Annotated in this window: 19 protein-coding genes; 7 read left to right on the top strand and 12 right to left on the bottom strand. The window is 57.5% G+C overall.

Annotated elements, in window-relative coordinates:
- Positions 1-7: 7 nt before the first annotated feature.
- The gene (gene nrdR, locus A0U93_RS02270; protein ID WP_077808262.1) at positions 8-496 is read right to left on the bottom strand and encodes a transcriptional regulator NrdR; all 489 of its coding nucleotides are present in this window, start codon (positions 494-496) and stop codon (positions 8-10) included.
- 74 nt (positions 497-570) lie between these two features.
- Here nrdR and A0U93_RS02265 point away from each other — a divergent pair, with 74 nt between their 5' ends.
- Entirely contained in the window at positions 571-1,092 is a 522-nt protein-coding gene (locus tag A0U93_RS02265) for a copper chaperone PCu(A)C (protein WP_077805924.1), read from the top strand.
- Positions 1,093-1,133: 41 nt separating this feature from the next.
- Here A0U93_RS02265 and recQ read toward each other — a convergent pair whose 3' ends face one another.
- From recQ to A0U93_RS02230, 8 genes are all read right to left on the bottom strand, one after another.
- A complete protein-coding gene (gene recQ, locus A0U93_RS02260) occupies positions 1,134-2,981 on the bottom strand; it encodes a DNA helicase RecQ (RefSeq protein WP_077805923.1) in 1,848 nt (615 codons plus the stop codon).
- 14 nt (positions 2,982-2,995) lie between these two features.
- Positions 2,996-3,391: an OmpA family protein gene (locus A0U93_RS02255; protein WP_169852677.1), complete on the bottom strand. Its 396-nt coding sequence runs from the start codon at positions 3,389-3,391 to the stop codon at positions 2,996-2,998.
- 92 nt (positions 3,392-3,483) lie between these two features.
- Entirely contained in the window at positions 3,484-5,145 is a 1,662-nt protein-coding gene (gene cydC / locus A0U93_RS02250; RefSeq protein WP_077808261.1) for a thiol reductant ABC exporter subunit CydC, read from the bottom strand.
- Between the two features lie 44 nt (positions 5,146-5,189).
- Positions 5,190-6,866: a thiol reductant ABC exporter subunit CydD gene (gene cydD, locus A0U93_RS02245; protein ID WP_077805921.1), complete on the bottom strand. Its 1,677-nt coding sequence runs from the start codon at positions 6,864-6,866 to the stop codon at positions 5,190-5,192.
- A gap of 90 nt (positions 6,867-6,956) precedes the next feature.
- The gene (locus A0U93_RS02240; protein ID WP_077805920.1) at positions 6,957-8,762 is read right to left on the bottom strand and encodes a sensor histidine kinase; all 1,806 of its coding nucleotides are present in this window, start codon (positions 8,760-8,762) and stop codon (positions 6,957-6,959) included.
- Between the two features lie 148 nt (positions 8,763-8,910).
- Complete coding sequence (locus A0U93_RS16355; RefSeq protein WP_169852676.1) at positions 8,911-9,081, bottom strand: NepR family anti-sigma factor; 171 nt, start codon at positions 9,079-9,081, stop codon at positions 8,911-8,913.
- Between the two features lie 190 nt (positions 9,082-9,271).
- Entirely contained in the window at positions 9,272-9,853 is a 582-nt protein-coding gene (locus A0U93_RS02235) for a sigma-70 family RNA polymerase sigma factor (protein WP_077805919.1), read from the bottom strand.
- 110 nt (positions 9,854-9,963) lie between these two features.
- Complete coding sequence (locus A0U93_RS02230; protein WP_245825025.1) at positions 9,964-10,434, bottom strand: sigma-70 family RNA polymerase sigma factor; 471 nt, start codon at positions 10,432-10,434, stop codon at positions 9,964-9,966.
- Positions 10,435-10,644: 210 nt separating this feature from the next.
- Here A0U93_RS02230 and A0U93_RS02225 point away from each other — a divergent pair, with 210 nt between their 5' ends.
- Both A0U93_RS02225 and A0U93_RS02220 read left to right on the top strand, forming a co-directional pair.
- Positions 10,645-11,385 carry a PhyR family response regulator anti-anti-sigma factor gene (locus tag A0U93_RS02225; protein ID WP_077805918.1) on the top strand — a complete coding sequence of 247 codons (741 nt, stop codon included), beginning with the start codon at positions 10,645-10,647 and terminating at the stop codon, positions 11,383-11,385.
- Positions 11,386-11,426: 41 nt separating this feature from the next.
- Entirely contained in the window at positions 11,427-13,229 is a 1,803-nt protein-coding gene (locus A0U93_RS02220; RefSeq protein ID WP_077805917.1) for an ABC-F family ATP-binding cassette domain-containing protein, read from the top strand.
- 9 nt (positions 13,230-13,238) lie between these two features.
- Here the strand turns inward: A0U93_RS02220 and A0U93_RS02215 are convergent, their stop codons facing one another.
- Positions 13,239-14,252, bottom strand: coding sequence for a Gfo/Idh/MocA family protein (locus A0U93_RS02215; RefSeq protein WP_077805916.1), 1,014 nt, complete (start codon positions 14,250-14,252; stop codon positions 13,239-13,241).
- A 181-nt stretch (positions 14,253-14,433) separates the two neighbouring features.
- Here A0U93_RS02215 and secD point away from each other — a divergent pair, with 181 nt between their 5' ends.
- Both secD and secF read left to right on the top strand, forming a co-directional pair.
- Positions 14,434-15,987: a protein translocase subunit SecD gene (secD, locus tag A0U93_RS02210; protein WP_456306291.1), complete on the top strand. Its 1,554-nt coding sequence runs from the start codon at positions 14,434-14,436 to the stop codon at positions 15,985-15,987.
- Between the two features lie 5 nt (positions 15,988-15,992).
- On the top strand, positions 15,993-16,937 hold the full coding sequence (gene secF / locus A0U93_RS02205) for a protein translocase subunit SecF (RefSeq protein ID WP_077808259.1): 945 nt from the start codon (positions 15,993-15,995) through the stop codon (positions 16,935-16,937).
- A gap of 17 nt (positions 16,938-16,954) precedes the next feature.
- Here the strand turns inward: secF and A0U93_RS02200 are convergent, their stop codons facing one another.
- Together A0U93_RS02200 and mscL are read right to left on the bottom strand one after the other, a co-directional pair.
- The gene (locus A0U93_RS02200; protein WP_077805914.1) at positions 16,955-17,305 is read right to left on the bottom strand and encodes a hypothetical protein; all 351 of its coding nucleotides are present in this window, start codon (positions 17,303-17,305) and stop codon (positions 16,955-16,957) included.
- A gap of 56 nt (positions 17,306-17,361) precedes the next feature.
- Positions 17,362-17,832, bottom strand: a complete 471-nt coding sequence (gene mscL / locus A0U93_RS02195; RefSeq protein ID WP_077805913.1) for a large-conductance mechanosensitive channel protein MscL — start codon at positions 17,830-17,832, stop codon at positions 17,362-17,364.
- A 267-nt stretch (positions 17,833-18,099) separates the two neighbouring features.
- Between mscL and rpmE the strand changes: the two genes are divergently transcribed.
- Both rpmE and A0U93_RS02185 read left to right on the top strand, forming a co-directional pair.
- Positions 18,100-18,333 carry a 50S ribosomal protein L31 gene (gene rpmE / locus A0U93_RS02190; protein ID WP_077805912.1) on the top strand — a complete coding sequence of 78 codons (234 nt, stop codon included), beginning with the start codon at positions 18,100-18,102 and terminating at the stop codon, positions 18,331-18,333.
- 166 nt (positions 18,334-18,499) lie between these two features.
- A complete protein-coding gene (locus tag A0U93_RS02185) occupies positions 18,500-18,973 on the top strand; it encodes an Hsp20 family protein (RefSeq protein WP_077805911.1) in 474 nt (157 codons plus the stop codon).
- Positions 18,974-19,171 lie beyond the last annotated feature (198 nt).

Raw genomic sequence — 19,171 nt, 5'->3', positions numbered from 1 at the left:
GAGAGAATCACAAAGTAGGATGCGATGGGCGTGGCGGTTCGTCGTCGTCCGGCTGCATGTCCGTCAGCAACTGGGAAAACGCCTGCACCTCCCTGAAATCGCGATAGACGCTTGCGAAGCGCACATATGCCACACCATCGACACGATGCAACGCCTCCATGGCCAATTCGCCGATCCTGGCGCTGGAAATCTCATGTTCGCCAGATGCTTCGAGCTGCCGCACCAGTCCATTGACAATACGTTCCTGGCGTTCCTCGTCCACGGGGCGTTTCCTCAGGGCGACGCGGATGGAGCGCGCGAGTTTGTCGCGATCAAAAGGCGTCCGACGACCATCCATCTTGATGACCACCAGTTCGCGCAACTGCACACGTTCGATCGTGGTGAAGCGTTGGCCACACCCTCCACAAACGCGGCGGCGACGAATCGCAGCACCGTCATCTGTGGAACGGCTGTCCTTGACCTGCGTATCTTCATGGCCGCAGAACGGGCAATGCATCGTCAGTCCTTCAATGATGTCGGCGCATCGCGACATGGCGAGTGGCAGGAGTAAGGAGCGTATCGGTGAGACACATGCAAGGTTTTCGTAATTTTTCTTCCATGGCCCGCGGAGCGGCGGGGATCACGCTTCTATGTGTTATTGCCGGTGCGAATATTCAAAGGGCCGATGCAGCGCAAGAACCGATGTCGGCGGACAACATGAATGCCGATGTTCCGGGCCAGAAGGATGCCGCGCATGATATCTCGGTTTCCGGCTGGATCCGTTACGGGCAACACAGACACGACATCGGCGCCGCCTTTTTCACCATCACCAATAACGGGCACGAAAACCACCTCCTGACCAATGTCTCGACGCCGGCGTGTGGTTCTCTGGTCATCCGGCATACCGACCAGGAAGCGAACTCCCAGACAGATGTGCTTTTCACTCATCTGGCCCTGCCACATCAGGTGACGATGGTGTTTCCGGAGGGAGGATACCATCTCGTATGCCGGGAGATAAAACAGGACATGCAGGTTGGCGACAAAACGCCGTTTACCTTCTATTTTCTCGGTGGCTCATCGACGACCGTTCAGTTCGAAGTGCGGGGGCACTAGAACTGGTCGCGATCAGGAGGCGAGACGGGGAAAGCCGGCGATCAACGTTCGGCTTTTTCGAGCGCTGCCAGCACAGCGACGCCGTAGCGTTCAAGTTTGGACCCGCCTACCCCTTTCAGTCTTGCCAGTGTTTCAAGGTCCGCAGGTCTGTCGATGGCGATCTCCCGCAGGACTGAGTCGTGGAAAATGACATAGGGCGGAATCTCCTGCTCCCTCGCCTCACCGAGGCGCCATGCCCGAAGAGAGTCGAAACGTCTCGCGGCTTCTTCAGAGAGGTTTTCGGCAGCATTATTGCGGCTGACAACCTCTCGAAGGCTGGCCGTAGGATCATTGCGAAGCAGGATACGCTCCTCGCCGCGAAGAATGGGGCGAGCAATATCAGTTACGAGGCCGAGAGCGCCATGCTCTCCATTAATGCGGATGGCGCCGCGAGCGATCAGCTGGCGGATGACGCCGCGCCACCATGTTTCGCTCTGCTCACGGCCAACGCCGAAAACGGAGAGGTGCTGATGGGCGTGACGTGTTACTGCGTCTGTCTTCTTGCCACGCAGGACGGCGGCCAGGTGGACGGCACCAAATCGCTGATTGGTTCGATAGATCGCCGAGAGAACTTTCTGAGCCGCTTCGGTTCCATCGAAGGTCGAAACGGGCGTTTTGCAATTGTCACAGTGACCGCACGCGACCGACAGGGTTTCACCGAAGCATGAGAGCAGGGCCTGCGTCCGGCATGACACACTCTCCGTCAAGGCGATCATGCTTTCGAGACGTGCGTGCATCTCGCGCTTCTCACGATCCGGCGCGTTCGATAATTCGAGCCAGTGCCGCGCACGTGCGATGTCTTCGCCACCATAAAGAAGCAACGTATCGGCGCGCTGCCCGTCTCGCCCTGCCCGGCCGATCTGCTGATAATAGGCCTCCGGCGACGCTGGCATGTCGAGATGCACGACGCAACGCACATCGGGACGGTCGATTCCCATGCCGAACGCGATCGTGGCAACGATGACAATGGGTTCGCCGCTGCGGAAACGCGTCAACGTTGCACGCTTCTCCTGAGGTGACAGTCCGGCATGAAATGGCAGCGCCCGAAAGCCGCGCTCATTCAGACTTCGTGCGACGCGCTCCGTCTTGTTGCGGCTGCCACAGTATACAATGGAGGCTGCGTCCTTACGGCTCTGCAGCATATCTTCCAGCTGCCGCGTTTCCTGCGTCTTGGGGCGGACGGACACAAACAGGTTTGAGCGATGGAAGCTGGCGATAAACTGCCGCGCATGCCGCATGTCCAGGGCGTCGAGAATATCGTCGCGTGTTCTCTGATCGGCCGTCGCGGTCAGCGCAATACGCGGCACGTTCGGGAAAACGCCGGGCAATGCTGCCAGCCCGCGATATTCCGGACGAAACTCGTGGCCCCAGGCCGAAATGCAATGCGCCTCGTCGATCGCGATGACCGAAAGGCGCCTTTTGGCCAGATATGCGATCGTGCCGGGTGACAGAAGTCTTTCGGGCGAGATGTAGAGTATATCGAGTTTTGAACTGGCGATGTCGCTGCGGATCCGCGCGAGATCGTCATCTTCCAGTTCAGAATGGAGAGCCGCCGCGTTGACGCCAAGCTGTCGCAGAGCTGCGACCTGATCGTCCATCAGGGCGATCAGGGGTGACACCACCAGTCCCATGCCGTCCCGGCACAAGGCAGGAACCTGATAGCAAAGGCTCTTGCCGCCGCCTGTCGGCATGAGAACAAGTGCGTCCTCGCCGCGCATAACGGTATCGACAGCATCCGCCTGCAGACCACGAAATGCCGTGAAGCCAAAAACGCGCCGCAGGACAGCCTCCGGCGACCTGTCCTCGGTCGCCGGAGAGGGGGTGGCAAAGTCGTTTCTGACAAACTCCAAACCGTGTGGCGACCTTAAGGAACGTTCGGATCGATCTCGATGGTCACCACACGAGAAGCAACGGCGGCATCCTGATTGTTTGAGGGCGGCAACGCGAACTGCGTGATTTTTGCGTCGCCTACGCCGTCAGTGGCGAGCTGAGCCGCGACATTCTTCGCGCGTGTCATGGCCAGCAGTTCGTCTGCGGAGAGATTGCCGTGCGCACCGGCATGGCCGATCACTTCAATCGTCGAGGCATGTGTGTTCCGCGCATCGGCAGCTGCCTTTGCGATAATATCACTGGCGACCGGCGAAATTGTCGTGGACGCGGTGTCGAAAAACACCGGATACCGATCGCGATCACTTGAAGTCGAACACGCGCCGAGCAGCGCCGCCGCCGTCAGGGAAAGAAGCAGGGACGAACGACGCATGTTGGTCAGATTCCTTCTTGGGGATTTAGTTGCAGTGCGTTGGTGCACCGCTTGGGACGTTACGTCAACACTATGGCAATAGCGCCTTATTCTCATAGGGGCATGGCGACAGCCTGACCGTCCTGAAGGCGCCAGACGCGGTCGAGTTTCTCGATACCCGTCAGCCGATGTGCAATCAGCAACACCGTACGACCCGTGGTCGTCTCATTCAACGTTCGGAGAAAATCCCGTTCGGTGTCCGCATCGAGTCCGGTCGCAGGCTCGTCGAGAATCAGGATTGGCGCGTCACTCAGCAGGGTCCGTGCGAGCGCAATTCTCCGGCCCTGCCCGCCAGAAAGGCGTGAGCCCCCTTCCCCGATCCAGGCGTCCAGGCCATCCGGTAACGCGCGGACGAAATCCCCTATCCTGGCCTGATCCAGTGCATGCCATAGCGCCTCGTCTGTAGCCTCCGGGCGGACGAGAAGCAGATTGTTGCGGATGGTGTCATCAAAGAGATGTGTACTTTGCGATAACCAGGCGATGCGCTTCCGCCATTGGTCCGTATCGAGACCCGCTATGTCATCTCCGGCAAAGACGATGCTGCCGCTGTCTGGGGTGACGACCTTCAGGAGAAGGGCGGCAAGGCTTGATTTGCCACTGCCTGACGGCCCCAGCAGGGCGACACGTTCGCCGCACCGGATCGTCAGCGTCATGTTTTTGAACACGGGCCTGCGATCGTCTGCCCAGCGAAAACTGATATCGTTCAGGACGATGTCCCCGCGCATGGCAGGAATGACGGCGGTTGTGCCAGCGTGTTGCTGACTGCGCGCGACCTCGGAAACGCGAAGTGCAGCGTGGCTGACCTGCGCGAACGTCAGCCCGGCACGAGTCAGGCCCATTGTCCCCTCGAACACGGCAATAACGATAAAAAGCAGGATCGTCGCCTGAAGGAGATCGACATGCACAGAGCCCCAGACGGATATCGCCCCGAGAGCAAGCAGGATGGCAATCTGGCTACATAAAAAGGACGAGGCGCCAGCTATGGCCAGGCGACGGGATTGCTGTTGCTGAAACGTGTATAATTGCTCCTGACGCGCCTCGATGCGGTCCACCAACTGCGCTTCGGCTTCAAATGCACGAGCTTCACGCAGGCCGCCGGAGAAATCGAGCGCTGCAATGCGAAGATCGACCTCAGCCTGCGACAAGGCTGCGCCGTTACGACGGGCGACATATGCGGCGATGGCCGGAAAGGCGAATGCACTCAGCGCGAACAGGACTGCGAGGCCAAGACCAAGTCCGTGCTCAGTGCGCCAGCCGATAACGGAGACGACCGGTCCCGCAAGAACTGCCCCGGCAAGCGGTATTGCCAGGCGCAGATACAGGCTGTCGAGAGTCTCGATATCGGAGACCAGGCGGGAAAGCAGGTCGCCCGATCGCCGGAAGCCGAGTCCGGCCGCGGAACTGGTGGCAAGCTTTCGGTAAAACCATACGCGAACCGCCGCCAGGGCGCGGAACATGGCATCGTGAGTGAAAAGACGTTCGACATATCGCAGGACGATCCGCCCGATACCGGCGAGCCGAACGGCGATGTAGGCAACGCTAAGCCCAATAGCGGCGCCGGCAAGACGTCCGCCGGCAGCCCCCATCAGCATAAGGCCAGACGCCAGAGCACATAGCGACAACAATCCTCCCAGAAGCAGACGACCGCGATAGGGTCGCCATATCGCGATGATCTCGCGTAATGGCGCGATTGTTCCCGCGACTGTCTGATCCATGTGAAGGGTTTTTGCGGAGGGCCGCTTGTCGTTTATCGCGTCGCTCATGCTGCATGCTCCAGCAAGCAACCACGTTCAAGTTGCAGAACGCGCGTGCCCAGAGCGCGAAGCGCCCTTGAATGGCTACAAAGAACGACAGTGCGTCCTTTCGCGAGTTGCGCCAGCGCGTTGACGATGCCTTGCTCCGTCACAGGGTCAAGGTGAGCGGTCGGTTCATCGAGCAACAGGATCGGCGCATCCTTGAGATAGGCGCGTGCGATCGCGATGCGCTGCGCCTGTCCACCTGAAAGGCCAAAGCCGCCCTCACCGATGACGGTATCAAGACCCGATGGAAGGTCCGGCAGATAGCTGTCGATCGCTGCAGCTTTCAGTGCAGCCTGCATGTCCTGCTCAGATGCAGTGGGTTTGCCGAACAGAATATTCTCCCGAAGCGTGCCGGCGAAAATTACGGGTTTTTGTCCAATCCATGCGAGAGAGCCTGCAATTGTCCTGGGCGCCAGCTTGGCGATATCGTGTCCGTCGAAGAAAATGTTCCCGTCGCCCGGCTGGATAAAGCCCAGAAGAAGTTCGATCAGCGTCGACTTTCCAGCCCCCGAACGGCCTTCCAGCACCAGAATCTCTCCTGGCCTGACGTCGAAGTTTACCTGTTGCAAAACCGGACCGCGTGTCGCGTTCCAGCTGAACGACACGTTCGAAACCCTTATGGTAATCGATCGGCTCTCGAACGGGATCGTGGCAGACGCCATTGCATCGGGTTGTATTAGATCGTTCATTGCTTCCGCCGCGCCGCTGGCATGAGCGCGATCCTGATAAGCGAGTGCAAGAGCCCGCAACGGCGCAAAGAACTCCGGCACCAGTAGTAATGCCACCAGTGCGCGCGCCAATTCCGGCATTGTCATGGAGCCGTGACGTAGCGTCACGCCCTCGGATATGACCAATGCAATGATTGCCGCTACCATGGCGATATCGATTGCCGCGGAGGACAGAAAGGCAATTCGGAGAATCCGCATGGTGCGCTGCCGCAAGTCGTCGGCTTTTTCCTGTAATGCGCTCGCTTCACGATCGACAGCACCGGCGATAACAATGGTCGCAATACCGCGAACGCGGTCCAAAAATCGCGTTTGCAGGCGCGTCATCGCAAGAAACTGGTTACGCGCCGCCAGCCCTGCCCCAATACCGAATATGGCCTGCGCGACAGGCACTGCGAGACCACATATGGCAAAGATCCATATCACGTGCGGAGCCAGGAAAGCCAAACCAAGGAGGACAATGCAGGGCGAAGCGATCCACTGCACCGAGGCGGGCATCCAGCGTGCGAAATACCCATCGAGTACCTCGATGCGATCAACGATCAGGCTGGCGATGGCGCTGCTATGACGACGCCTGAGCAGCCCCGGTCCTTCCGCAACGATCGATTCCAGAACTTCGCGTCGCAACCGCCGCCTAGCAGCGATGCCGGCACGTGTAGCACTGACATCCTGAAGATATTGACAGATTGCCCGAAGGACGATCGCAACGCCCAGTTCAATGAAGATCCGCTGAATCGATTGGGACGTATGGGTAATTGCCGCCGCAAGCAAAACAGCGACAAGCCAAGCCTGCGTTATCCCTAGCGTCGTTATCAGCAAGCCGAATACGATGCTCGGCAAAGCTGCGCGTCGACCGGGACCGGCCTGCTGCGCTACCCATTTCCGGACGATTTTTTTATCCACGGCGCTCATTGGCGCCATATAGAAGCCCGGGTCGCTTTCGGGTAGAGGTTTTGCCCGAGATTGCCGAACATTTAGGCAATACTGACCGGCGGATTGGTCTTAGTCTTCAGGACCAACCTGACGCGGGATCGTGTTTTTCGTCTCGGTGAGAGATCTGACGCCTTCAGCGGGTTTACGTGACGGGGCAGGCTCGAAGGTCAGGCGATATGATGTTCCGTTATCTTTTCTGATGTCCAGCTTGGCATTTATTTGCCTGGCAAAGCCGGTTATGAGCTGAAGCCCTATGCCTTTCGTGCGGGGTGGCATGCCATTGTTCTTGGACATCTGAGCCATTCCAATGCCGTTGTCGGTGATCTCCAGTGTGCAATGAGTGTCCTGCATCGTAAGGGATACAGAAATTTCTCCTTCCCGTTCGTCAGGAAAGGCGAAACGCAGGGCGTTGTTGATGACTTCACCGACGATGAGCGAAACCGGAACCGCCTGATCCGGGGAAATCGAAACAGCTTCAATCCTTGTGACGAGCTTTATCCGCCCATTCGTGGCCTGCCCATAGGACAGGAAAATCTGGCTGCAAAGTTCGGTCAGGAAGGCCTTGATATCGAGATTGGCAACCCCGCCTGCCGGATAAAGGTAACGATGCAAGGTCGCCAATGTCCGCACACGATCACGCACTAGGCGGAATTCTTTCTGGGCCTCGGGTTCGCTAATACGGTTCGCTTGCAGGTTCAGCAGCGACGCCACGATTTGCAGGTTGTTCTTAACGCGATGATGGATTTCCCGGATCAATATATCCTGCTGCTTGGCGGCACGCCGCAGCCTCGTCTCGTGACGGGTGAGCCGCGCCGTTGCCCGTCGAAAGGCGCGTTCAAGGTGACGAATTTCGAGAGGGATCGCTTTTGGTAACTCTGGTTCAAAAACATTGTGCCGCCGCCACTCGGCAACGCTTAAGGCAAGTCTTTCCAAAGGATCGACAAGATACGAATGTGCGGCAAAAGCAACGAGCAGAAGTTCGATGGCCAAGAGAGAAACAATAAGAAGAAGTCGAGCGACAAAAACATGGAGAGCGTAATTTTCGGATGCTGTCCTCTGTGAACTTGCAACAAGATTTATGTCGTTGAAGACAGGAACTATCGCGTAATATGTATTTCCATCGTGAAAGTGGTCTTCGATGCTGTTTCTCTTACGATCTTCTGTCAAGCGCTTGATAATATTTTGGGGCCACGGGGTGGGAGCATCTCCACTGTGAAATAAAAGAAGGGGATTTTTGTCTGAGCCCACGAGCCAGATTGCGGCAGCATCGTTTGCTTCGATGGCGAATTGTGCGTTTCTTGTGTCCCAGCTTTGTGTCGTCAGGGAGAGTATCTTCACAACCACCAGAGCGCCGGATGCCGGCTGTCCTTCAGCATTCGTATAAGATGTAGGTGAAATGACCTGTATAAGTGATATATTTCCGGCGGCCAGCAATCTGACGGTCTGATGCTTTGGAACAACTGAAATGCTGCGCCACTTATCGCCGGCAGAAAGCGGGAAACTGACGCCACCGCATTGAATTGTACTTTTCGTGATGTCGGAGAATGACGACAGGGTTTTTCCATTTCTGTCAATCAGTGCAATCGAGCAGTAGTGATTAAGTGACACGCTCTGAAGCAGCCGAGCAATATGGTCGATATTGGAGCTGGGAAGTCCCATATCCGAAAACATTTCAAGAGATATCTGGCTTCGCCCTATATCCTGCTGGACGTCGATCTTGGCTCGATGCGCTGCATTGATAATTCGCGTGGCACTGTTCTCTGTGGCCACGATGTAACTATGCCACGCCAGAACGCTCGCAATGGTCGCCAACGGTAATGTCGTGCTGACAATCAGGGCCATCACGCGCGAACCGACTGTATCGAGAAGGCGCACGCGCCTTAGGCCCCTCAATATATTATCCGATAGTATATCGTTGAAACATGCGTCAGTAGCTCAGGGTTAGCGTCCACTGTCGGTCGCAATTGAGAGGATTATATTTTTTACCTGCCGGGATACGGGGAAATGTGCAGCAGGCAGGAGGTTACTTGTCACGATCCTCTTCGATCAGACGCAAAAGCTCTTCGGGAATAGGTTCGTTCGCCACATCATCGAACAACTGATGCAAACCCCTCTTCAACCAAAGATCGAACGCAGAATTTGGCTCCTGCTCTGGACGGGGCTTCCGCGGCCTCGCGTCCTCTCCCCCACTCATCTTTCCACCCTAAAGTCTTCTGTTCCCGTCTATGAATAGCAAACATTATCTGGCCTCATGGGTTGCACTACAAACAGCAAGCCCGGCCTGATTGTTGGATTGTCGTTACGGAAAGAGGGCGAACAAGTCTAGGCTGAAACATAGCGTTTCAGCCCAAAAGATCAAAGGAAGTCTCGCCAGATGCGGCCGATTATCCCAGATTCAACAGGTCGTCGCCGCTCTGCCCGGCCCTGCGGCGCTCTTCCAGCGCGGCACGCAGCGCCGTGACTTTGGATCGCAGCTTGTCATTGGCCGGCAAATCGCCCGTCATCCACGCTTCCAACTGACGACGCGCCCGGAATACACGACTTTTAGCCGTTCCGACCGCGCAGCCGGTAGCCTCTGCGAGCGCCTCATAGCTCATGCCCTGCACGACAACCATGACAAGGGCTTCGCGCTGATCCGCAGGCAGGCGAGACAGGGCGAGTGAAAGATCCTTAAGCGCGAGGCTGTCTTCGTGTGTCGGATTGCTGGCGAAAGACGACGAAGGCACATCGTCGATATCCGTCGTATCGCGACGCTTACGAAGATCGGAGATGAAGCGATTGCGCAGAATTCGGTGCATCCATGCAGAGAAATTCGTGCCGGGAATGAAGCTGTCCTGCGCAGCCAAAGCGTTGCACACGGCATCTTGCACCAGATCTTCCGCGCTGGCGCGGTTGCGGGTCAGAGAGAGCGCCTGCACGCGTAGTTTCGGCAGGATTGCAATGACCTGGTCATGGAAAGTCGCCATGGGAAAGTTCCTCTCGCTTCGACTTGTTTCTGCCCGATCAATGAACCGCGTCAGATATTGGTTGCATCGGTCGTAAGTTTTTTTGAAAAGCTTCTAGGCGATTGAAATGGCTATGTAACTTCCGATGTCGAGAGGCCGTTGGTCAATTGGGAAAGCCGCTCGCGGGCGCGAGAGACGCGTGCTTTCATGGTGCCGACGGCAACATCGCAGACGCGTGCAGCTTCCTCGTAGCTCAGCTCTTGGGCGCCGACGAGGATCAGGGCCTCTCGCAGGATATCCGGCAACTGCCACAACAAACCGGGAAGATCGAGCATCTGATCCTGGACGCCACGGATATCTCCTGTCGGGGAGGATATGCTCTCCGTCTCCATACCTGCCAGGATCGTGCGCTCCTTCACACGCCGACGTTGCTGTTCATAGAAGGCATTGCGCTGAATGGTGAACAGCCAGGCTTTCAGGCTGGTGCCGGGCTGAAACTGCTCTTGCGCGGCAAGGGCCCGGACAACCGTATCCTGCACCAGATCATCGGCTGCCGCGGTGTCGCGTGTCAGAAACCGCGCGAAGCCGCGAAGGTCAGGCAAAAATGTCGCGATCCCTTGCCGGATCGACCTGGCGCCCTGATCCTGCTGCGCTTTCGACGTTTCCAATGGAGTCTTGATAGGCAGGGGGAGTTCCTTTGCTATGCTCGCGGTTCCCGGTTTCGCCGGTCTTGGCGAGAGCAGCGTTGTCGTGACATAATGCGCCTTATCCAGACCGGTCGCTAGCCGGTTCGCTGCGGAGTTGTTTGTCTCATGGTTGACATCAGGCGCCAGGAAATCATCCAAGCGCTGCCATACATACGTCGTTTTGCAAGGGCTTTGGCTGGCGGGCAGAAACGGGGCGATCAGTTGGTCGCAGAAAGTCTGAAAAGGGTGCTTGGTGACGACAGCAGTTCACTGTCGATCAGAAATACGCTTTATCGGGACATCGCTCAACATTTCCTTGGAAAAGCTGATGCTCACCCGGCATCCGAAGGCCTGACGGTTACGCAGCGCATTCTCCTGCTTCTGATTGCGCTGGAAGAACTCCCTCTGGCGACGGCCGCCGAGATTGTCGGAATTGACGAGACGGACGCGGTCGCCGAAGTCTCGCGTGCCAACGAGGGCCTGCGGGCAGTAACGGAAACAAGCGTGCTCATTATCGAGGACGAACCGATTATCGCCATGGACATTCAGGATGTCGTCGAACAGTGCGGGCATCGTATTGCCGGCGTGGCGCATACGGAGGCCGACGCCGTACGGATAGCCGAGGAGACCAAGCCGGGATTGATCCTGGCCGACATCAACCTTGGCGGCGGTGGGGACGGAATGAAAGCCGTCGGACGAATCATGGCGACGCATCGTACGCCAGTCATTTTCGTGACCGCCTATCCGGAGCGTCTTCTGACGGGAGAGTCGGAAGAACCCTCTTTTGTCATCACAAAGCCATTCGAGCCCATGACATTGGCCATTACCACCTATCAGGCCGTTACGGGTGGCATGAAGGTATTCTAGGCGCCTTGCACTCCGTCGCGCCGTGCGACACATAGCAACGCATGGCGCCTCCTCTTCTCAATCTACAAAATATTACATTCGGCCTCGGTGGCCGTCCTCTCCTGGACGGCGCGGACATCAGTGTCCAACCCGGCGAACGCATCTGTCTTGTCGGCCGCAACGGCTCGGGTAAGTCAACGCTTCTCCGAATTGCAGCGGGACTGCTGCAGGCGGACAGCGGCACTCACTTCCTGCAACCCGGTTCCAAAGCCTATTATCTGGCGCAGGAACCGGATCTTTCGGACTATAAGACAACGTTCGACTACGTGGTTGGCGACCTGCCCGACGACGAACATTTCCGCGCGCGTGCCATGCTGGCCGAATTGGGCATGAGCGGCGACGAGAGTCCGGCGGCATTGTCCGGCGGAGAGCAGAAAAGATGTGCCCTCGCGCGGGCTCTGGCGGCCCAGCCCGACCTTCTCCTGCTCGATGAGCCGACCAATCATCTCGATCTGCCCACGATCGACTGGCTGGAGAAGGAACTGATCAGTTCACGATCGGCCATGATCGTCATCAGTCACGACCGGCGCTTGCTCGAAACATTGTCTCGTGCCGTCGTCTGGCTGGATCGAGGGATTACCCGCCGCCTGGATGAGGGGTTCGCGCGTTACGAAAGCTGGCGTGAGGAAGTCTTCGAGCAAGAAGCGGTCGAGGCGCACAAACTCGAACGTCAGATTGCGCGTGAAGAAGACTGGATGCGCTATGGTGTAACGGCTCGTCGTAAACGGAATGTGCGTCGTGTCGGGGAACTGGCAGGTCTTCGGGCCCGAAGACATGAGATGGCCTCGCAGGCGCATGGCACCATGCGTTTCGGCGCTACAGAAGCCGATAGCGGAAGCAAGATCGTCTCGAACGCCGAGAGGGTCGGCAAATGTTACGGGGAACGCTGGGTTGTAAGCGATCTTGACCTTCGTGTACTGCGCGGTGATCGGCTGGCGCTTGTTGGCGCAAATGGTGCCGGAAAGACAACCCTTCTCAATCTGCTGATCGGTCGCGAGACGCCGGACTCGGGCACGATAACAATTGGTGCGTCGGTTTCGCTGGTGACGCTCGATCAGCGCCGCGCTGCGCTGGACCCGCAACTGACATTGGCCGACACGCTAACCAGCGGCAGTGGCGACATGGTGCAGGTCGGCACCGAGAAGCGCCACGTCATAGGCTATATGAAAGACTTTCTTTTCCGGCCGGAGCAGGCACGAACCCGTGTCGGTATGCTCTCCGGTGGCGAACGCGGACGTCTTGCCCTCGCTTGTGCCATGGCGCAGCCTTCCAACCTTCTCGTGCTCGACGAGCCGACGAACGATCTCGATCTTGAGACACTCGATCTCCTGCAAGAGATGTTGGACGATTATGCCGGCACGGTTCTGCTGGTCAGCCATGATCGCGATTTTCTGGACCGGGTGGCGACGTCCGTGCTGGCTACTGAGGGTGATGGTCGCTGGATTGAATATGCTGGCGGCTACAGCGACATGCTGGCTCAACGTCGAGGTGTCGACCTGACAGCGCGCGCTACGGTCTCGTCCGAGAGCGTTAAGAAGAATAGTATTGAAAAAACAAATAAATCGGCAACGAAGTTAACCTATAAAGATAAGCTGGCACTGGAGCGTCTACCGGCACGCATCAGTGATCTCGAAGACAAAATCACAAAAATGAGGGAGACGCTCGCCGACCCCTCTTTCTATCAACGGGACCCGGCAAATTTCGAACAGCAGACCCGTTTTCTATCATCTGCGGAAAATGAGCTTGCTGCGGCAGAGGAGCAGTGGCTGGAACTTGAGATGAAGCGTGAAAGTCTGGAAAAATAAGCCTTAGATTCAGCTTCTTATCAATCCGGAGAGAAACATTCTGCTTTTCGCCTCCTGAATGCTTGCTGACACGCGTAAGGCGGCGTCCAGCGCCCGCAGACCGGCGCGACCGTCGACCAGGATCGGTGCTTTATCAAGGCACGCTGCGGCGAAAGCCTCATGTTCGGCCAGTAACGTGTCGTGGTCCTGCCAACGGACTGCCTCACGGCGGTAACCACCAGTGCCCGGAAGAGGCAGGCCGTGCTCGCGGCCAATCATCGTCAATTCCCGCTGCATGAAATCTGCCGACAGATATCCTTCTTCTGAAAAAACGCGCATACGTCGTTCTGTTTTCAAGGAAATCCTGCTGGCCGTAATGGTGGCGACGCAACCATTCATGAAGCGGACGCGGGCGTTGGCGATATCTTCATGTTCGCTTGAAACAGCAACGCCTAGCGCATCGATTTCCGCAATGGGACTGTCTACCAGCGATAGAACGAGATCGAGATCGTGAATCATCAGATCGAGAATGACCGATACGTCGGTTCCGCGCGGCTTGAACGGGGCGATCCGCGTTGCCTCAATGTATAATGGTCTGCTGATTCGCGCAGTGATGGCCGCATGCTCGGATGAATGGCGCAGAAGGTGCCCGACTTGCAGAACGCACCCTTGTTCGTCGGCAAGATGAATGAGTGCTTCTGCTTCCGGGATTGTCGCGGCAATCGGTTTCTCAACAAGCACATGACGTCTTGCCTGAAGGCAGGCTTGAGCCATACGGAAATGATGTTCGGCAGGCGTCGCGATGATGACGGCATCAACCGTCTCGATAAGCGATTCAATGGATGTGGCAACGCCGCATTGGGCTTCCTTTGCCACGATCCCCGCGCGGACAATGTCGGTGTCGTAGATCGATACCAGTTCCTCCCTCGGATAACTCAAGGCCTTCAAGGCATGAAATCGTCCGAAATGCCCGGCGCCGATAACGCCGACACGTAGGGCGGGACCGGGGTGATTCGTATTCTTGGAGCGGTTGAAGATCGTCATTGGTGACAGGATTTAGCAGCCCGATCGGCGGCGCGCCAAGCACACTCTGTTCATAATCGACATGAGGAACAACTTGGAGCGGTTGCAAGGAGCGGGCTGTATCGGCATGTTCCGGCGCACCTGCGCATCCATTGCCGGATGGCGCTTTGGGTCATTTTGTATAAGGGCGCCGCGCTACGACATGATGTATTACAGCCGTCTTAGAATGATGGGCGTTTTGGGAGTGTGCCTGTTGGGCCTGCTTCTTTGCGTGCCCAACTTCATGCATGCGCCGGCGCCCCGCATGCCGTGGCGCCAGATTCATCTCGGGCTTGACCTTCGCGGTGGCTCTTATCTTCTCCTGCGGCTTGACCGACAGAGCCTGGCTGCCGATCGCCTGCAAACCCTGATGGACAATGCCCGTCAGGCCTTGCTGGAAAAGGGACTGGGCTATCGCGACTTCCAGCGCGATCCGGCCCGGCGCACGATGAGTTTTCTTCCACGCGACCCGTCCGAAGCGGAAGCTGCACGCAAGGCCATTGCCGACATGCCGCAGGCCGTGTCGAACGAATTCTCTGTGGGAAATGGAGATGATGGCCGCATCGTCCTGACTCTGGGTCAGGACGCCATTGCGCAACGCGCCAGAGATGCCGTGACGCAGTCAATCGAGATTGTTCGCCGTCGCATTGATGGGAGCGGCGCCATCGATCCTGAAATTACCCGCGAAGGTGATGATCGTATCGTCGTGGAATTGCCGGGAATCAGCGATCCGGAACGCATCAAGGCGCTTCTCGGTACCACGGCCAAAATGACCTTCCGCCTTCTCGCGCCCGGTGCGGCGGGTAGCGTGGCACCTCCAGGCGCCCAGTTGCTTCCGGACGTGAGCAGCGGGCAGACGTTGCCGGTGCAGGATCATGTAGAAGTTGATGGTGGCGATCTGACCAATGCCGGGGCGGTCATCGATCAGCAAAGTGGCAGCTGGGCGGTCAGCTTTTCCTTCGATCATGCGGGAGCACGCGCATTTGCCGACACGACACGCGCCAATGTCGGTCGGCGGTTTGCGATCGTGCTCGATAACAAGGTGATTGAGGCGCCTGTTATTCAAACGCCGATCACGGCGGGCAACGGGCAGATTACCGGCAACTTCACCGCGCAGTCTGCGACCGACCTCGCCGTCATGCTCCGCGCAGGTGCCCTGCCCGCACCTTTGTCGGTTATCGAACAGCGCGCCATCGGGCCGTCGCTCGGTGCCGACTCCATTCGCGCCGGGGCTATCAGCCTCCTCGTCGGGCTGCTTCTCGTCATGGCATTCATGGCGCTGTTCTATGGCCGCTTCGGTCTGTATGCGAATGTTGCGCTGATCGCCAATCTGATCCTGATGATGGCAGCGCTGTCTCTCTTCCAGGCAACGTTGACTCTGCCGGGTATGGCGGGTCTGCTTTTGACCCTCGGTATGGCGGTGGATGCCAATATCCTCATCAACGAGCGCATTCGTGAAGAGATCAAACGTGGGCGTACGGCGCTCTCGGCCATGCAGGTCGGCTTCGAGCGGGCTACCGGTACGATCGTGGACAGTAATGCCACGGCTTTTCTGGCTCACGTCATGCTGTTCGTTTTCGGCACTGGCCCCGTGCAAGGCTTCGCGCTGACCATTACGATCGGCATCGTCACCACCCTCTTCACCACGCTCCTGCTGTCGCGCCTGCTGATGGTGCGCTGGTATGCCCTCACCCGTCCCTCCGAACTCCCGGTCTGATGTCGATGCTCTCTCGTCCTTTGTTTCGTTTCGTCAGTGACGACAAACGTATCCCCTTCATGCGCGGTCGGTATGCGGGGCTTGCGACGTCAGCGATCCTTTCGCTGCTTTCTGTCGGCCTTTTCTTCGTCCCCGGGTTGAAGCTGGGGCTGGATTTCCGCGGAGGAATCGTCGTCGAGGCGCGTACGCAGGGGCCGGCGAATTTTCCGGCGCTTCGATTGGCACTGGCGGAACAGCATGTCACGGCAGCCGGAATCCAGCGTTTCGGCGCGGACAATGACGTTCTGATACAGCTCGATACACCAGAGGCCGGACCTCAGCAGGAAGCGCAGACGCAGAAGCTGGTCGATACGGTCCGTCATGCTGTGACAAGTGCCCAGCCCGGAACGCAGATCCTGCGGGCTGATGCTGTTGGCGCTTCCGTTTCACGTGAACTGTTTCGCGACGGTTTGCTGGCTCTGGGATCGAGCCTCGCCATGATTCTGGTCTATATCTGGGTCAGGTTCGAGCGCGAGTTTGCCATATCGGCCGTCATCACGCTGGTCCTTGATCTGACAAAAACCGTCGGTTTCCTTGCCATTACGCGATTTCAGTTCGATCTCGTGATGGTGGCCGCCATCTTGACGATCCTGGGCTACTCCACCAATGACAAGGTGGTTGTGTATGACCGTGTGCGTGAGAATCTTCGCAAATACCGCACGATGCCGCTACGGGAACTGCTTGACCTCTCGATCAATGAGACGCTCAACAGGACGCTTGGAACATCGTCCACGGTTTTCCTTGCGGCACTGCCTTTGGCAATTTTCGGCGGCCATAGCCTCTCGGGCTTCGCAACGGTCATGCTGTTTGGCATCGTCGTCGGCACGTCTTCGTCGATCTTCATCGCCGCGCCCCTGCTTTTGTTGATGGGCGAAAAGCGCCTTCGTCGCGACAGCGCCGCACGAAAGTAAGACGAAGTTCGGTCGCTTCAGTCCGTTTTCGAGCGGACTGGGGGCACCGGAGTTGCATAACCGAGCAGCAGACGCAGGCTGTCATCGGCCTGACGGAAATGGTCCTTGTCCGGCGTCACAATCGCCTGCCGAACCGTGTTCCACGCGTTGTGGTCGACGGCCAGCAGGCGGGATATATCGCGGGCATCCGCCTGATGGCGGGCAATTCTCATGACCAGATGGTTTTCGGCCATGCCGGTGGCGATCAGATACGAAGTGAGAAGCGTGTCGGGGAGCCGATCCTGCATGAGATCGGCATCGTTCGCCGATACGCAGGCCGATAGTGCGGTCACACTGGCGACACCAAGGAGGATGCGGGTTCTGAACATAAGGCCGCATCCTGTCCTAAACTCGTGGTGATCGCCAAGTGGAGATTGGTTGTCCGTCAGACTGTCGGAGGTGTGCGCGTGTTGGCCAGAATGTCGCGAATGTCCGTCAGTAACACTTCAGACTTCGTCGGAGCCGGCGGTGCGGCAGGGGCGGCTTCCTGCTTGTGGTGGAGCTTCGAGATTGCCTTGACGAGCCAGAAGATGGCGAAGGCGACGATCAGGAACTGAATGCAGGCATTAAGGAACACGCCGATATTGACGGTAACCGCGCCGGCCTTCTGCGCTTCGGCGAGCGTCGCCAGATGCGGGCCTTTAAGCGTCCAAAAAATATTGGAGAAGTCGATGCCGCCGGTCAAAAGCCCGATAAAAGGCGTCAGAATATCTTTAACCAGGCTCGTGACAATTGCTGTAAAAGCAGCGCCGATAATGATACCGACTGCCAGATCGATAACATTGCCACGCATGATGAAGGCTTGGAACTCTGATATCCAGCCTGGCTTGTGCAGCTTGCCTTTGACGTCACTCATATCGTTATTCTCCTGTCATTCTATTATTGGACATCAGCTTTTAGCATTTGCATTTCTGGCAGAATAGCGAAAAGAGGACGGGGCACGTCCCAAAACATTTCTGCGTCAGAGCATGACGTTGCATGAGCAGAAACGTTGCATGAATGATCGAAAAGAGGAGAAGAGTCGCAGGAGATTGCGTTTTCCATCTTTCACCTGCCATACGATTCCTCTATGAGGCCCGACGAACCGCTCCGGTCGGCATCGGAGCACTGTTGGAGATTAATCATGAAGTCAGGCATTCATCCCGATTACCACGAGATCACCGTCATCATGACGGACGGATCCGAATACAAGACGCGTTCATGCTACGGGACGCCCGGCGCGACGCTGCGTCTGGACGTTGACCCGAAGTCTCATCCCGCCTGGACGGGCGTGCAGCGCATGCTGGACACGGGCGGTCAGGTTGCCAAGTTCAACAAGCGTTTTGCCGGCATCGGCAGCCGCACCAAGAAGGCCTGATTTTCTAGTTCGAGACCTCTCCGTCCCCACATCTTGAAAAGGGGACGGCAGCAACCATCTCCATTGTGTCGTGGTGCCCGGATGGGGTTGCGACAATCAACTGGACGCATGTAGTTGGCCTTTACGGGAACTGCATGCCGATGGATCTGCCTATGAGGAGGTTCTTATGACTTACGATTTTGCGCCGTTATTTCGCACGGCAATTGGCTTCGATCGACTGGCCCGACTGGTTGACACGGCGGCCAATGCACCGACCGTCAACGGTTATCCCCCTTATAATATCGAGAAAATCGGTGATAGCGACTATGTGTTGACGATGGCTCTTGCCGGCTTTTCGCCCGAGAACGTCGATGTCTCGCTTGTCGACAATACGTTGATCGTCAAGGGCGCTGTACCGGAGGCGACACGTCGCGGAGAGATTCTGCATCGCGGCATTGCTTCTCGTGCGTTTGAGCGTCGTTTTGTTCTGGCCGACCATATTGAAATTCGCGGTGCAGAACTGAGCAACGGTCTTTTGACGATCGCTATCGAACGCGTGACACCGGAAGCATTAAAGCCGCGCCGTATCCCGGTCACGACAGGTAAGCCGGCCAGCGTATCGGACCATGAACGCCAGCCCGTGCCGGCACAGGCTGCATGATTTTCGGAGGGCGGTCGTCAATTGGACCGCCCTTCTTGTTTTTGGCTCTGAACTTCGCGGGAAATGGCTTGACCGAACATGGTCTTAGTGGCCATACCGTTGTCTATCTTCGCAGTGCATCCAGCAGGTGCCGCGGACGCCTCCAACGGCGATGACATTGTTGACAGGCGCCTGCGAGAGCACTGCTCCAGACGCAGG

The organism is Neoasaia chiangmaiensis (genome assembly GCF_002005465.1).
GTDB classification, from domain to species: Bacteria; Pseudomonadota; Alphaproteobacteria; order Acetobacterales; family Acetobacteraceae; genus Neoasaia; species Neoasaia chiangmaiensis.
Note: the sequence above shows the minus strand (reverse complement) of the source record. Positions and strands in the feature narration are given on the sequence as shown.